Consider the following 15,171-nt stretch of genomic DNA (forward strand, 5'->3'; position numbering starts at 1 on the left):
GGTTTTTTGTACAGTATCAGCAGCAACTCCTTGTCACAAGTACCGCCTGTAGGAGCGAGGCGGGCGGCTAGCCCTTGCTCGCGAAAAACGTCAACGATAACGCGCCCCTTCTGAATCAACCCGGCGCCCTCGCGTTTTTCGCGAGCAAGCTCGCTCCTACAGACTCAGATCAGCTTGCGGTGGCGAGCAGCAGGTCCTGCACCGAACGCGCGGTGCCACGGTTGCGATCGTTCTCGTACAACGACGCGGCAATTTCATCGGCGCGAATCGGCAGCACCGACAGCAACGTATCGCTCAGACCATGGCTGGCCTGGCTGAACCCCTGGATGTAAATGCCGGCCTTGCAGCGCTCGTCGGTGACGATGCGGTAGTCGCGGGCCACTTCGAAATCGCCTATGTAGGCTTGGAGCGGCGCGAGCAGTTCGCGGTGCATCTGGCGTTCGTAACCGGTGGCAAGGATTACCGCGTCGTAGTGATTCACGCAGGTTTCGCCGGTGGCGTTGTTGCGCAGCGTCAGTTCGATGCCCAGCGGGCCGGGGGTGGCCTTTTCGACCACGGTCATGGTGCGAAATGCCTGGCGCGCGATGCCGGACACCTTCTGGCGATAGAAGATGCCGTAGATGCGCTCGATCAGGTCCAGGTCCACCACCGAGTAGTTGGTGTTCTGGTACTCGGCGACCAGGCGCTCACGTTCGGCGCCGACTTGCTGGAACACCAGGTCGGTAAAGGCCGGCGAGAACACTTCATTGACGAACGGGCTGTCATCCGCCGGCTTGAGCGCCGAACCGCGCAGAATCAGGTCGACCTGCACCGACGGGAAGCTGTCGTTGAGGTCGATAAAGGCTTCGGCGGCGCTCTGACCACCGCCGATCACCGCGATGCGCATCGGCTTGCCGTCGACACACGGCTGGCCGGCCATGCGCTCCAGGTACTGGGAATGGTGGAACACCCGGCTGTCGCCCTTGAGCGCCTTGAACGCCTCGGGAATACGCGGCGTGCCGCCGGCGCTGACCACCACCGAGCGCGTGGTGCGCACATGCTGCTCGCCCAGCGCATCGCGGGAAATCACGCGCAGCGCTTCAACCTGTTGCTGGTGCAGGATCGGCTCGATGGCCAGTACCTCTTCGCCGTAGCGGGCCTGGGCCTGGAATTGCCCGGCAACCCAGCGCAGGTAGTCGTTGTACTCCATGCGGCACGGGTAGAAGGTGCCCAGGTTGATGAAGTCCACCAGGCGGTCGTGGGCCTTGAGGTAATTGACGAAGGAATACGGGCTGGTGGGGTTGCGCAGGGTCACCAGGTCCTTGAGGAAGGAAATCTGCAATTCGCTCTGGGTCACCAGGGTATTGCCGTGCCAGCGGTAGTCGGCCTGTTTGTCGAGGAACAGTACGTCCAGTTTGCCCTGGGCTTTCTCACGCTCCTGCAAGGCGATGGCCAGCGCCAGGTTCGAAGGGCCGAAGCCAATGCCGATCAGGTCGTGAACCGCGGGCGAAGCAATTGCCTGTGTCATTCCAGTGTCCTCTGGATAAGCCCCTTGGCGGTTGGGGCGGAATACCTTCATGGCCTGAACAACAGGCCGTGTGTTGATAGGAAACGAGGACAGTGAAATAAAATTTAACTAACAGCGCTTCAGTGCGCTTCCCACTCACGCATGCGCAACCGGCAGTGCTTCATGGCATTGACGATGTGCTTTTCCACCAGCGCGCGGGAAATGCACAGGCGCTCGGCGATTTGCAGGTGGGACAGGCCGTCGAGTTTGCGCAGCAGGAAACTGTCGCGGCAGGCCGCCGGCAGCTCGGCCAGGGCGCGCTCGAGCATCTCCAGGCGCTGGCTCTGGTCGTGGCTGGCGTGGGGTGAACAGGGCGCGAAGCGTTCTTCAGCGTCCAGCACCTCCAGCGGCTCGACCTGGCGCAGGGCGTTGCGCCGATGGCCGTCGATCACCAGGTTCAGCGCAGTGCGGTACAGGAACGCGCGCGGCTGTTCGATCGGCGTGTCACTGGAGCGCTCCAGCACCCGCACATAGGCGTCATGCACCACATCCTCGGCCACCTGACGGTTGCCCAGCTTGGCGTTGAGGAAACACACCAGCTCGCGATAGTAGTTTTCCAACATGACTCCTGGCCCCATGGCCGTGGTGCGGACGATGCCAACCTGCGTAGAAACACAGCCATCGATGATGGCAGTTTGAGTATGTGCAATTTATAGTAATTCTCATCTACTTTTAAAGAAGTCTCGCATCAACGGTCGATTTTTTTCTTCGCTCGACCTGTAACCGCGCGTGTAACAGCCTAAATCCCCGGCGATTTTCTTCGTTTACCTGTCAGCTCTGCGCGACTGCGCCCCGATCTTTCCTGGCTGGAACCTACGCATGAAACGCCCTCGACCCGCCCGACGCGCCCTGCTTGTGGTGGCGTGCCTGATCCCCATCGTTGCGTTTGTCGCCTGGCAAGCCCTTGCGCCGGGCCGCGACGCCCTGGCCACCGTGACGGTCACCCGGGGCGATATCGAAAACAGCGTCACGGCCCTGGGCACCCTGCAACCGCGGCGCTATGTGGATGTCGGCGCCCAGGCGTCCGGGCAGATCCAGAAGATCCACGTCGAGGCCGGCGATCAGGTCAAGGAAGGCCAGTTGCTGGTGGAGATCGACCCGTCGACGCAAAAAGCCAAGCTCGACGCCAGCCGCTACGCCATCGAAAACCTGCAGGCGCAATTGCAGGAGCAGAACGCCCAGCACGCCTTGGCGCGCCAGAAATACCAGCGTCAGCAACGCCTGAGCGCCAGTAACGCCACCCGCGAAGAAGATGTGCAGACCGCCAGGGCCGAACTGGACGCCACCCAGGCGCGGGTCGACATGTTCCAGGCCCAGATTCGCCAAGCCCGGGCCAGCCTGCGCAGCGACGAAGCGGAACTCGGTTACACGCGCATCTACGCGCCGATGGCCGGTACCGTCGTGGCGGTGGATGCGCGGGTCGGGCAGACCCTTAACGCGCAACAACAAACGCCGCTGATCCTGCGCATCGCCAAATTGTCGCCGATGACGGTGTGGGCCGAAGTCTCCGAGGCGGATATCGGCCATGTCAAACCCGGCATGAGTGCGTATTTCACCACCTTGAGCGGCGGCAGCCGGCGCTGGACCAGTACCGTGCGCCAGATCCTGCCGATCCCGCCCAAGCCGTTGAACGAAACCCAGGGCAGCGGCAGCCCGAGCAACAGCAAGAGCGGCACCGGCCGCGTGGTGCTGTACACGGTGTTGCTGGACGTCGACAACGCCGATAACGCCCTGATGGCGGAAATGACCACCCAGGTGTTTTTCGTCGCCAGCCAAGTCAAGGACGCCCTGACCGTGCCGGTCGCCGCGCTGCAAGGCGCGCCCACGGCGGACACGCAACTCGCCCGCGTCGTGGCGAAAAACGGCAGCATCGAGCAGCGTTCGGTGCGCCTGGGCATCAGCGACCGCCTGCGCGTGCAGGTGCTGGAGGGCCTCGACGAAGGCGATCACCTGTTGATCGGCCCGGCCGACGGCAGCGGGGGTTGAGTTGACCACGCCACTGATCGAACTCAAGCACATCCGCAAATCCTACGGCGGCGGCGACAGCCCGCAGGTCGACGTACTGCGCGGCATCGACCTGTCGATCCACGCCGGGGAATTCGTCGCCATCGTCGGCGCGTCGGGCTCCGGCAAGTCGACGCTGATGAACATCCTCGGTTGCCTCGACCGCCCGAGCGAAGGCGACTACCTGTTCGCCGGGGAAAACGTCGCCCAACTGGGCAGCGACGAACTGGCCTGGCTGCGCCGCGAAGCGTTCGGCTTCGTGTTCCAGGGCTACCACCTGATCCCGTCGGCATCAGCCCAGGAAAACGTCGAGATGCCGGCGATCTATGCCGGTATCAGTGCCGGCGAACGGCACGCCCGCGCCAATGCCCTGCTCACCCGCCTGGGCCTGGCCGAGCGCACAGGCAACCGTCCGCACCAGCTCTCCGGTGGCCAGCAGCAACGGGTGTCCATCGCGCGTGCGCTGATGAACGGCGGGCATATCATCCTCGCCGACGAACCCACCGGCGCCCTCGACAGCCACAGCGGCGCCGAGGTGATGACCCTGCTCGACGAACTGGCGAGCCAGGGCCATGTGGTCATTCTGATTACCCATGACCGCGAAGTGGCGGCGCGGGCCAACCGCATCATCGAGATTCGTGACGGCCTGATCATCAGCGACTCGCCCGCCCCTCAGACCGAGGCACCCGCGAACAGCGCGGCGCTGCAAGCCGTTGACCTGCGCCAGCGCCTGGCCGATGGCGCCGAACACAACGGTGCCTGGAAAGCCGAACTGCTCGACGCGCTGCAAGCGGCCTGGCGCGTGATGTGGATCAACCGCTTTCGCACCGCGCTGACCCTGCTCGGCATCATTATCGGGGTGGCCTCGGTGGTGGTCATGCTGGCCGTGGGTGAAGGCAGCAAGCGCCAGGTCATGGCGCAGATGGGCGCGTTCGGCTCGAACATTCTGTATGTCAGTGGTTCGTCGCCCAACCCGCGTACGCCCCTGGGCATCATCACGCCCGCCGACGTGGCCGCCCTGGCCACCCTGCCGCAGGTGAAACGGATCATGCCGGTCAACGGCGCCGAAGCCGGCGTGCGGTTCGGCAACATCGACTACATGGCTTATGTGGGCGGCAATGACACCAATTTCCCGACCATCTTCAACTGGCCGGTGGTCGAGGGCAGCTACTTCACCGAGGCCGACGAACGCAACGCCGCCACCGTCGCGGTGATCGGTGCACGGGTGCGCGACAAGCTGTTCAAAGGCCTGGTCAACCCCATCGGCCAATACATCCTGATCGAAAACGTGCCCTTCCAGGTGGTGGGCGTGCTCCAGGAAAAAGGTTCCAGCTCGGGCAACAAGGACAGCGACGATCGCATTGCCATCCCCTACTCCGCCGCCAGCATTCGTCTGTTCGGCAGCTACAACCCGGAGTACGTGGTGATCGCCGCCGCCGACGCGACCCGGGTGAACGCCGCCGAGCAGGCCATCGATCAGTTGCTCAAACGACTGCACCACGGCAAGGACGACTACCACCTGACCAACAACGCCGCGATGATCCAGGCCGAGGCGCGCACGGCCAATACCCTGTCGCTGATGCTCGGCTCGATTGCGGCGATTTCCCTGCTGGTGGGCGGCATCGGCGTGATGAATATCATGTTGATGACCGTGCGTGAACGGACCCGCGAAATCGGCATCCGCATGGCCACCGGCGCACGCCAGCGCGACATCCTGCGCCAGTTTCTCACCGAGGCGGTGATGCTCTCGGTGGTCGGCGGGTTGTTCGGTATCGCCCTGGCGCTGCTGGTGGGCGGCGTGCTGGTGCTGGCCGAAGTGGCCGTGCAGTTTTCCCTGGTGGCGATGCTCGGTGCCTTTGGCTGCGCGCTGGTCACCGGCGTCGTATTCGGCTTTATGCCGGCCCGTAAAGCTGCCCGGCTCGATCCGGTTAAGGCATTGACCAGTGAATAAACCCTCCCTTGCCACACCGCTTTCCCTGCTCGGACTGTGTCTGCTGCTCAGCGCCTGCGCCGGTAACCCCGGCGCCGTCGACAGCGGCATCACGCCGCCCGCCGCCTGGCACTCTGCCGAACGCGCGGCCAGCCAAGCCGCCAACCAGCGCTGGTGGACGCACTTTGGCAGCCCGTCGCTCAACCGCCTGATCGACCAGGCGCGGCGTGACAGTTTCGATGTGGCCGCCGCCATGGCCCGCGTGCGCCAGGCCCAGGCAACGGCGGTGATTGCCGGCGCACCGCTGCTGCCCGAGGTCAAGTTCAACCTCACCGCCACCCGCGAAAAGCTGCTGCGCGGCAGCGGCAACTCGGACCTCAACGCCACCGAAAACAATAAAACCGTCACCAGCTATGACGCCAACCTCACGGCCAGCTACGAACTCGACTTCTGGGGCGGTCGCGCCGCTGCGCGCGACGGCGCCCTGCATAGCCTGCAGGCCAGCCGGTTCGACCAGGCCAACGTGGAACTGACCCTGCTCAGCAACGTCGCCGATCGCTACGCGCAAACCCTGGCGGCGCGCCAACGCGTGCAGATCGCCGAGCTGAACCTGGCGAATGCGCGCGCGGTGCTCGACCTGGTGCAAACCCGCTACGACGCCGGTTCCGCCACGGCCCTGGAACTGGCGCAACAGAAAAGCCTGGTGGCCGGCCAGCAACGGCAACTGCCGCTGGTCGAGCAACTGGCCGAAGAGGCGCGCATCACCCTGGCCGCATTGCTCGGCCAGCCCGTGCAGGCGCTGGAACTGGGCAGCGAGGTGTTCCCGGCACTGACCTGGCCAACCATCGGGCCCGGGGTGCCCAGCCAGTTATTGAGCCGGCGCCCCGACCTCGCCCGGGCCGAAGCACAGCTGGCGGCGGCGAGTGCCGACGTCAGCGTCGCCCGTGCAGCGATGCTGCCCGCGGTGACCCTCGGCGCGACCCTGGGCTCGGGCGCCTACAAGGCCGATGAGATCCTGCGCAGCCCGTTCTACACCCTGACCTCGGGCCTGGTGGCGCCGATCTTCAACAACGGTCGTTTAAGCGCCGAACGCGACAAGGCCCGCGCGCGCCAGGATGAGCTTCTGCAAAGCTACCGTGGGGCGATCATCAACGGCTTTGCCGATGTGGAAAAAGCCCTCAGCAGCATCAGCCGCCTCGACCAGCAACGCCAATGGCAAGCCGAAGAACTGCAACAGGCCCAAACCGCGTTCCGCATTGCCGAAAGCCGCTACCAGGCCGGTGCCGAGGATCTGCTCACAGTGCTGGAAACCCAACGCACGTTGTACGCGGCCCAGGACTTGGACGTGCAACTGCGGCTGTCGCGCCTGCAAGCCAGCATTGCGTTGTACAAAGCATTGGGCGGTGGCTGGAATAGCGGCACCTGATAAACGAAACTCCAGTTTCGTACACGATCCGTTTAATCGCCTTACATTATTAGACCCAAGGTCCTTGGTAAAAAAGCCGACTTCACACGGCTTCCCGGGACCTTCTAATGAAATCCAGCGTTGTTGGAAAATGCCTGGTCTGCCTCGGCGGCTGGCTGATCGCACACCTGGCCCTGGCCGAGCCATTGATCGCGCCCACCGCCATTGATTGGTTACTCGATTGCCCGTTCCCGGTGTTCGAGCAGCTCGACCCCGACGTACTCGCCCGCACCCAATGTGGCCTGGTGACGGTGCCCCGCGACCACGCCGCCCCTGGCCGCGGCCGCCTGCGCTTGAGCGTGACCCGCGTCGGCGCGCGCGACCCGCTCAACCGCGAGGGCGTGGTGTTTATCCAGTCCGGCGATCCGCGTACGGCCAGGAATGCCACCTTTGCCCTGCACCTGGCCGGCCGCTGGGAGTCTTACGCCACCCCGGCGTATCGCATGCTCGTCGACCGCTACGACATGATCGAACTGAGCAGCCGCGACCTCAAAGGCAGCGACGCCCTCGAACAGGCGGCAGAGGATATGGAGTATGTGCGCGGGCAACTGGGCGAGTCCCGGCTCAATTACGTCGGCAATGCCGACGCGGCGCGCCTGGGCAACCGCTACGCCACGCGGTTTCCCGAACGCATCGCACGCATGGTGCTGGTCAACGCCGGGCGCGGCGAACCGGGCGCGTCCGGCGTCGACTCGCTGCTGCTCAAGGAACCCGCCCAGGCCACAGCCGACGGCTGCGTCAGCCGCTGGCTCGGGGAGTTTCTGGCCTACGGCAAACAGCCACCGGCGAACACCCGGTGTCTCGACCCTGGCGGCTGGGAGTGAGCCTTACCGGATCTACCGAAGTTCGATCACTCTTGATTCACCCCACAACCCAATGTGGGAGGGGCGGTGCGACGATTCGACTTGCCCCCGATGACCATAAGTATCTACACAACTCAGCAGCGCCCAACCGCAACCACGATGCGCAGCGAGTCGCTCTTGCTCTTGATCTGCTTTTGATCTTGATCTTAGGCGCCCCGTTAAACCACGCTGGCCGAACGCAGGCTTGAATCCGTGGGTAACCCGGCAGGACGCCGGGTTAGCCGCCCCGCGCCATGGATGGCGCGTGGCGGCGGCCCACGGATTCAAGCCTGCGTTCGGGCACACCGAGCCCAAGCGAGGTGCCGAGTGGTGGGGCAAGAGCGTTTTGCTTACTTTTGCGCTTTTCAAAAGTGAGCCGCTGTAAAAGCGGAACCCATAGCAGCCGTTACCGCAGAAACGGATATGTACCCGGTCCAATCCAACATCCTGGTCGGCCCAGAGGCCGCCATCGGGGGCAAGCCCCCTCCCACATTTGCACTGCATTCCAATCAAAAGATGCCTGCCCTAATAATAGCTATCTACCGCTTCCCGCCGCTCCAGCAGGTATCAACTGTCCAGCGTACTCAACCCTCCGGCGGACTGATAACCGCCAGGGGTTTCCCGACTGAACAGAGCGATCCCGATGGTCCCCCTTAAATACAAAGACTTGCTGATCAACTTCACTAACAACTTTACTCACCTCTGGAACAACCGGCGTCGCGAGGATGGGCATTTTGGCGACGCGCCCGCCGGTCTCTGGCGCCCTCGCATACCTGCGAAGCTGGCTGGCTACTACCCGATCGGCGACAGGCTTGAAGATAATTTCAACACCATCGACGGCGTCCAGGCGATGCCGGTGGTCGCCGATGCCAATGGCCCCACGGGTACCGCCTTGAAGCCACCCACGGATTTCGAACGGGTATGGGCCTTTGAGCAACCGGGGTACAACGTGTCGATCTGGCGCCCGGTGCCGCCTGAAGGCTATGTGGCAATGGGATTGGTCGTTGGCAACGGCCTGCTTGAGCCTTCCGTGAATGCGGTTCGGTGCCTGCGTGATGATCTGCCGGTCACGTCGCACATCGACGAACTGCTGTGGAGCGATCAAGGCACCGGCGCACCCGGGGATTTTTCCGCCTGGAGTGTCAAGCCGCCCACTGCGCCACCGGCTGAAGTGTATTTCAGCGCCGCCACTTTCATGGGCCAGCCGGGCTATGCTCGACCGTTGGCCAGTCCCCCCGTGCATGCCCTGCGCGCACATATGCTGATTGAATCGACGGCGCCCAGCGTCACCCCCATTCTGCACAGCTACGCCAAGCCTTCAGCGTTCGAAAAAACCACCACGGCCTATGTCACCCAACTGCCCTGGTTCACTATCGAAGACCCCGACCTGACCCCTATGGAACAGTTGACCCAGACGCCCTACTACCAGTTGGAGCGCAAGGATTACTACGTGTTGCTCAACCACGCGCATAACAACACTTCGACCGTACAACGCTATAACTGGGCGAGTACCCGCATCGAAAATGGGTCGACCACCGAGAGCACCTCGCAGACCGTCGGCACAGAAAGCAGCGTCGAACTGCAATTCGCCAGTTTCTTCAAGGCCTCTGCAAAAATCAGCCTGAGCGTCACCCATGTCAGCACGCAAACCCGAGGCTGGGCCAAATCCGAAACCTACACCGTCTGGTGCACCCTGGGGCCTCACAAGGCCGTGGCGGTCTACCTGATCAACAGCGACTATCGCCTGCTCAGGGCGGATGGGCGCCAGGTGGGCCAGATGTATACCCGAAGCAATGAAAACAGCCTGTACTGGAGCGAATACCCCGCGACCCAGGGCAATACCGTCAGGGTCAGCCGCTCCATAGCAGGAGAAACGTCCGCCGAAATTATCCTGCCCTGAGTGAACGCGCCATTGCGCTCACCCTTTGCCGCCAGTCGTCCTACAATGGCGCCGACTTTCCTTTGATTTCGGAACCGACATGGACATCGAGCTGGCACGCACCTTCCTCGAAATCACCCGCTGCGGCAGCCTCGCCGCAGCGGCGGAGAAACTGCACGTCACCCAGACCGCCATCACCGCACGGGTGAAAAACCTGGAAAACCAGTTGGGCAGTACGCTGTTCGTGCGCAATCGCGCCGGTGCCCGCCTGACAGCCGACGGCGAGGCCTTCGTGGTGTACGCCAACCAGTTGCTGCAGACCTGGGAAGCGGCGCGCCGCGACCTGCCGTTGCCCGATGGCTATCGTAATGTGCTGCATATCGGCGGTGAGGTCAGCCTGTGCAATCCGCTGATGCTCGGCTGGGCCAAGGCGCTGCGCGAGCATATCCCCGGGCACGCCCTGCGCACCGAAATTCGCGAGGGCGAATACCTGTTGCGCCAGTTGGAGTTGGGCGTGCTCGACGCCGCGCTGGTGTTCCAGCCGCAATACTGGCCGGGTTTGCAGGTGGAGCAGGTGCTGGAAGAAAAACTGATCCTGGTGCAACTGACGAGCCAGCCCGAGCCCTATGTGTATATCGACTGGGGCCAGGGTTTTCGCCAGCAGCACGACGCCGCCCTGCCCGACCACGCGCGCGCCGCCGTGAGTTTCAACCTGGGGCCGCTGGCGTTGCAGTACATCCTGGAGAACGGCGGCGCCGGGTATTTCCGCACGCGCGTGGTGCAGAGCTACCTGGACAGCGGCGTGATGCAGCGGGTGGCCAAGGCGCCGGAATTCAGTTTCCCGACGTACCTGGTGTATTCGCGGGCACGGGATTCGGCGGTGCTGCAGCAGGCGTTGACCTTGTTGCGCGAAGTGGTCAAGGCCGAAGGTGACTGGTCGCAGCGCTGGGACCCGCTGATTTGAATCACCCTGCACCGGCGCGCATGCTAGCCTGCGGGTGTGTCCTCTTGCAGCCTTACCGATGAACAAGAAAAAGTCCGTCACCATCAGCGACATCGCCAAACGGGTGGGCATGACCACCATCACCGTGTCCCGGGCGTTGAGCAAACCTGACCTGGTCAAACCCGCCACCCTGGCGCGCATTCTGGAAGTGGCGCGCGAGCTCGACTACGTGCCCAATGCCTTCGCGCGTGGGCTCAAGCGCAGTGAAAGCCTGATCATCGGCGTGATCACCGCATCGGTGGACAACCCGTTCTACAGCGAGATGATCAAGGCGATCTCCCGCGAAGCGAAAAAGCACGGCTACACCATCATGCTGGTGGACACCGATGAGCTCGAAGAACTGGAAAGCAAGGCCGTCGATACCCTGCTGGGTTATCGCGTGGCGGGGATCATCCTGTCGCCGGTCTCCGATGAGCCAAGCTACCAGCCCGACTATCTCGAGCGCCTGGGCAACGGCAAGACCCCGGTGGTGCTGCTTGACCGCACACTCCACGACAGCCCGTTCAGCCGCGTGGTGCTCGACAACTACCACAGCGGCATCCAGGCCGCGCACTACCTGTTGCGCCAGACCCCGGACCTCAAGCGCCTGCTGGTGCTGACCGGCCCCGAACACTCGCGCATCACCGTCGAACGCCTCAAGGGCCTGCGCGAAGTGCTGGCCGACCATCCCCAGGTGCAGGTCGAGGTGCAGGCCGGGGACTACACGCTGATGCCGTCCTACCTGCACACCCTCGACTACCTCGCCGCGCACTCGGCGCCGGACGCGATCATGGGCTTCAACCAATTGATCACCCTCGGCGCCCTGCGCGCGTTGCGCATGCACAACATCGCCCACGACAGCCTGACCATCTGCGGCATCGACCGCCTGCCCTTCGCCGATATTTTCGGCGTGCCCATCGCCTGCGTGGCCCACGATGCGTCGCTGGCCGGCAGCAGCGCGGTGCGCCTGTTGCTCGATCGTCTGCAAGACCCGCACAAGCCACGGGACAAGGTGGTCATCGCCGGGCAGTTGGAGAACGGCTAACGGCTGGTATAGCCGCCATCAATCGGCAAGCTCACGCCGCTGATCATGCTGGCCGCATCGCTGAGCAGGAACAGCACCGGCAACGCGACGTCCAGGGTGTGCGCAAAACGGCCCAGGGGAATGGCGGCCAGTGCCGGGTCGCGCTTGACCGGGTCGGACCAGGCCATGGTCGCCATCGGCGTGAGGGTGACAGTGGGGTTGACGCTGTTGACGCGAATGCCGAAGCGGCCCCATTCGGCGCATTGCACGCGGGTAATCGCATCGAGGGCGGCCTTGGAGGCGCAGTAGCTCAGGTGATCATCCAGCGCCACCAGCGAGGCCTGGCTTGAGACGTTGACGATGCTGCCGGCGATGTTCTCTTCGATCATTTTTGCCGCCACGCGGCTGGCCACGTGCGCCGCGGCGCGGGCGTTGACCTGCATCACCTGGTCGAAGGCTTCGGCGCTGATGGCGGCGGCAGGCTCCAGGCGTGAAATGCCGGCGCAGTTGACCAGGCCGTGCAGCGCCGGCAGCTCACTCAAGACGTGGTCGAGCGCGGCGCTGTCGGCGATATCCACGCTCAGGCTGTGGCAACCCAGTTCGGCCAGGGCCTGGGCGTCGCGACCCAGGGCGAAGACCTCGGCGCCACTGGCGATCAGCTGCCGGGCGATTTCGCGGCCGATGCCGCTGCTGGCGCCGGTGACGAGGATGCGGTGGTGAGTGAAGTCAAAAATCGCGTTCATAGATCAAAATCTCAAGAACAATGAAGATCCACTGTGGGAGGGGGCTTGCCCCCGATAGCGGTGTGTCATTCAACACAGGGGGCGACTGTTACACCGCCATCGGGGGCAAGCCCCCTCCCACCTTTTTGAACTGGGTTGGGTCAGTTGGCCTGCAGGTTATGCATGATCGGTTTCAGCGCGGGATACAGCTTCAGGTACTCGGCAAACGCCTGGTCGTACACCGCGACATTCTCCCGCTTGGGCTGCGCCCGCAATGCCAACTGCACCCAGCCCTTGTCCATCGCCTCATCACTGACCAACCCCACCGTGTGCGCTGCCAGCAACGCCGCCCCCAGCGCCGCTTCGACTTCCTGGACGATGGTGTACACCGGGTAGCGCGTCACATCCGCGATGATCTGCATCCACACATCCGAATGGCTCGCACCGCCCACCACGATCAAGCGCGGGTCAAGGGAATGCGCGCCCTGGGTGCCGGCTTCGATGTTGTGGCGCAGGGCAAAACTCACCCCTTCGAGCACGGCGCGGTACAGGTGGATGCGCGTGTGATACAGGTTCAGCCCGACAAAACTGCCGCTGGCGCGGTCGTCCCACACCGGGCTGCGCTCGCCCATCAGGTACGGCAGGAACAACAGGCCCTCGCTGCCCGCCGGGATGTTCATCGCGCTGCGCTCGAGCAACACCAGGCTGTCCTCGCCGCTCGCCCGGGCCTGTTGCTCCTCGGCCTGGCAGAACTGCTCGCGGAACCAACTGACCGAGGCCCCTGCGGTGATCGCACCACCAAAGATGTACAGGTCGCGATGACCGTTATAGACGTGAGGCATGCTCACCAACCCGTGCTGCGCGTCCACCTGCTGGTTGAGGTAGCCCCAACACATGCTGGTGCCGATCATCGCCACATGGTTACCCGGTTGGGTGACGCCCGCCGCCAGGGTCGCCATGGCCGCATCCACGCCACCGGCGAGCACCGGCGTGCCCGCCTGCAGGCCCAGGCGCGCGGCCCAGTCCTGGAGCAAACCGCCCACCACCTCGCCGGAATACAGCAACCGCTCCGGCATCATCGCCGGCGGGATGCCCAGTGCATCGAGCATCTCGCCCGACCAGCCGCGCGCAACCACATCGTAGACACCGCCGATATTGCCGGCGCTGCTGTGGTCCACCGCCAACTCGCCGGTCAGGCACCAGTTGATATAGCTGTTGGGCGGCAGCAGGTAGCGCGTGTTGGCCCATACGTCAGGCTGGTGCTGCTTGAGCCAGAGCATCTTGGTGAAGCCGTAGTAACTGTCCAGCGAGTTGCCGGTGACCGCATACATTCGGTCCAGGTCGACATTCCCACGCACCCACGCCACTTGCTCACCGGCACGACGGTCCATCCAGATCAGGCACGGGTGCAACGGTATGATCTGCGCATCCACCGCGATGCCCGAGCCGCCGTACAGGCTGCTGATGCACAACGCCTTGACCTGTTGCGCCGCAACACCGGCCTTGAGCATGCACTGCGCCACGCAGGCCTCGACCGCATCCAGCCAGACCTGCGGCCATTGCTCGGCCCAGCGCACTTTCGGCGTATCCACGCGATAGCCCTGGCTGTGCTGGGCGATGATCGTGCCGTGGGCATCCACCAGCAGCGCCTTGGTGCTCTGGGTCCCTATGTCTACCCCCATCACGTAGTTCATCGTCAGAGCACCGGCTTCAACAGCACCTTGATCGACTTGGTCGAGTTGGCCAGCTCGAAGGCCTCGGCGAAGTCATCCAGCGGGAAGTCATGGGTGACGATGCCTTTTGACGTGACCAGGCCGCGTTCGAACAGGTCGATGGCAATCGGGTAGCAATACGGGCCCAGGTGGGCACCGCGTACGTCCAGCTCCTTGCGGTCGCCGATGATCGACCAGTCCACGCTGGTCTCGGCGCCGAACACGCTGAATTCGACAAAGCGCCCGAGCTTGCGGATCAGGTCCAGGCCCTGGGTGACGCCGGCCGGTACGCCGGTGGTCTCGATGTACACGTCGCAGCCGTAATTATCGGTAAGGCCGTTGATGATGGCGCGAGCGTTGTCCCGCGACGGGTTGATCACCACGTCGGCGCCGAACTTCTTCGCCAGCTCCAGACGCTCGTCGACCATGTCGATCACCACCAGTTTCTTCGGCGTCTTCAGCGCCGCCACCTGCACCATGCACAGGCCCAGGGTGCCGGCGCCGGCAATCACCACCACGTCGTCAAGCTGGATATCGCCACGGTTGACCGTATGGATCGAGCAGGCCATGGGCTCCACCAGCGCCGAGTCTTCCAGGGACACCGACTCGGGAATCTTGTGCACGATGGCGGTCTTGGGAATGCGCATGTATTGAGCCATACCGCCCTCGGCAACCTCACGCTGAAAGCCGAAGATGTTGTGCACTTCGCACATCCAGTATTTGCCCGACTTGCAGAACCGGCACTTGCTGCAGGGCACGATCTGCTCGGCGATCACCTTGTCGCCCACCACCACTTCGAAGTGCTCCTCGGCGCCCTCGCCCGCCTCCACCACATAGCCGAAAAACTCGTGGCCCGGCACCACAGGCGCCTTGACCCAGGGATTGTCGCCGCCCCAGAACATCGCCGCGCCGGAATGGCACTTGCAATCGCTGGCGCAGATGCCGCAGGCGGCAATGCGGATCACCAATTCATTGGGCCGCGCCCGGGGTTTGCCGATGCGCTCCAGGCGGTAGTCCTTGGGGCCGTGGCAGACGACGGCTTGCATATCAGTGTGCTTGTCCATG

At 63.8% G+C, this 15,171-nt stretch carries 12 protein-coding genes; 7 read left to right on the top strand and 5 right to left on the bottom strand.

All coding sequences use genetic code 11. From position 1 onward, the window contains the following. Window positions 1-169 precede the first annotated feature (169 nt). Together BFQ00_RS15370 and BFQ00_RS15375 are read right to left on the bottom strand one after the other, a co-directional pair. Window positions 170-1,507 (bottom strand): lysine N(6)-hydroxylase/L-ornithine N(5)-oxygenase family protein, encoded by a 1,338-nt coding sequence (locus BFQ00_RS15370; protein ID WP_065891855.1) that lies wholly within the window; start codon window positions 1,505-1,507, stop codon window positions 170-172. Window positions 1,508-1,626: 119 nt separating this feature from the next. After that, entirely contained in the window at window positions 1,627-2,109 is a 483-nt protein-coding gene (locus BFQ00_RS15375) for a sigma-70 family RNA polymerase sigma factor (RefSeq protein ID WP_065884826.1), read from the bottom strand. Between the two features lie 256 nt (window positions 2,110-2,365). On the opposite strand from BFQ00_RS15375, the gene BFQ00_RS15380 reads away from it, so the two are divergent. From BFQ00_RS15380 to BFQ00_RS15410, 7 genes are all read left to right on the top strand, one after another. Next, the gene (locus tag BFQ00_RS15380; protein WP_065933998.1) at window positions 2,366-3,532 is read left to right on the top strand and encodes an efflux RND transporter periplasmic adaptor subunit; all 1,167 of its coding nucleotides are present in this window, start codon (window positions 2,366-2,368) and stop codon (window positions 3,530-3,532) included. Window position 3,533: 1 nt separating this feature from the next. After that, a complete protein-coding gene (locus BFQ00_RS15385; protein ID WP_065884824.1) occupies window positions 3,534-5,501 on the top strand; it encodes a MacB family efflux pump subunit in 1,968 nt (655 codons plus the stop codon). Continuing rightward, window positions 5,494-6,906, top strand: coding sequence for an efflux transporter outer membrane subunit (locus BFQ00_RS15390; RefSeq protein WP_065933999.1), 1,413 nt, complete (start codon window positions 5,494-5,496; stop codon window positions 6,904-6,906). Before BFQ00_RS15385 ends, BFQ00_RS15390 begins: the two co-directional genes overlap by 8 nt. A gap of 107 nt (window positions 6,907-7,013) precedes the next feature. Then, entirely contained in the window at window positions 7,014-7,769 is a 756-nt protein-coding gene (locus BFQ00_RS15395; RefSeq protein ID WP_065934000.1) for an alpha/beta fold hydrolase, read from the top strand. Between the two features lie 661 nt (window positions 7,770-8,430). Then, window positions 8,431-9,687, top strand: coding sequence for a Vps62-related protein (locus BFQ00_RS15400; protein ID WP_065934001.1), 1,257 nt, complete (start codon window positions 8,431-8,433; stop codon window positions 9,685-9,687). Window positions 9,688-9,766: 79 nt separating this feature from the next. Next, window positions 9,767-10,630 (top strand): LysR family transcriptional regulator, encoded by an 864-nt coding sequence (locus BFQ00_RS15405; protein ID WP_065892578.1) that lies wholly within the window; start codon window positions 9,767-9,769, stop codon window positions 10,628-10,630. 58 nt (window positions 10,631-10,688) lie between these two features. Next, the gene (locus tag BFQ00_RS15410; RefSeq protein ID WP_065884819.1) at window positions 10,689-11,693 is read left to right on the top strand and encodes a LacI family DNA-binding transcriptional regulator; all 1,005 of its coding nucleotides are present in this window, start codon (window positions 10,689-10,691) and stop codon (window positions 11,691-11,693) included. Here the strand turns inward: BFQ00_RS15410 and BFQ00_RS15415 are convergent. From BFQ00_RS15415 to BFQ00_RS15425, 3 genes are all read right to left on the bottom strand, one after another. After that, a complete protein-coding gene (locus BFQ00_RS15415; RefSeq protein ID WP_065934002.1) occupies window positions 11,690-12,415 on the bottom strand; it encodes an SDR family oxidoreductase in 726 nt (241 codons plus the stop codon). The two genes, BFQ00_RS15410 and BFQ00_RS15415, sit on opposite strands and share 4 nt — an antisense overlap. A gap of 140 nt (window positions 12,416-12,555) precedes the next feature. Then, the gene (locus tag BFQ00_RS15420; RefSeq protein WP_065934003.1) at window positions 12,556-14,088 is read right to left on the bottom strand and encodes an FGGY-family carbohydrate kinase; all 1,533 of its coding nucleotides are present in this window, start codon (window positions 14,086-14,088) and stop codon (window positions 12,556-12,558) included. Window positions 14,089-14,090: 2 nt separating this feature from the next. Further along, window positions 14,091-15,170 (bottom strand): alcohol dehydrogenase catalytic domain-containing protein, encoded by a 1,080-nt coding sequence (locus BFQ00_RS15425; protein ID WP_065934004.1) that lies wholly within the window; start codon window positions 15,168-15,170, stop codon window positions 14,091-14,093. Window position 15,171 lies beyond the last annotated feature (1 nt).

This window comes from Pseudomonas sp. 28 E 9 (assembly GCF_900004785.1).
GTDB lineage: Bacteria > Pseudomonadota > Gammaproteobacteria > Pseudomonadales > Pseudomonadaceae > Aquipseudomonas > Aquipseudomonas orientalis_A.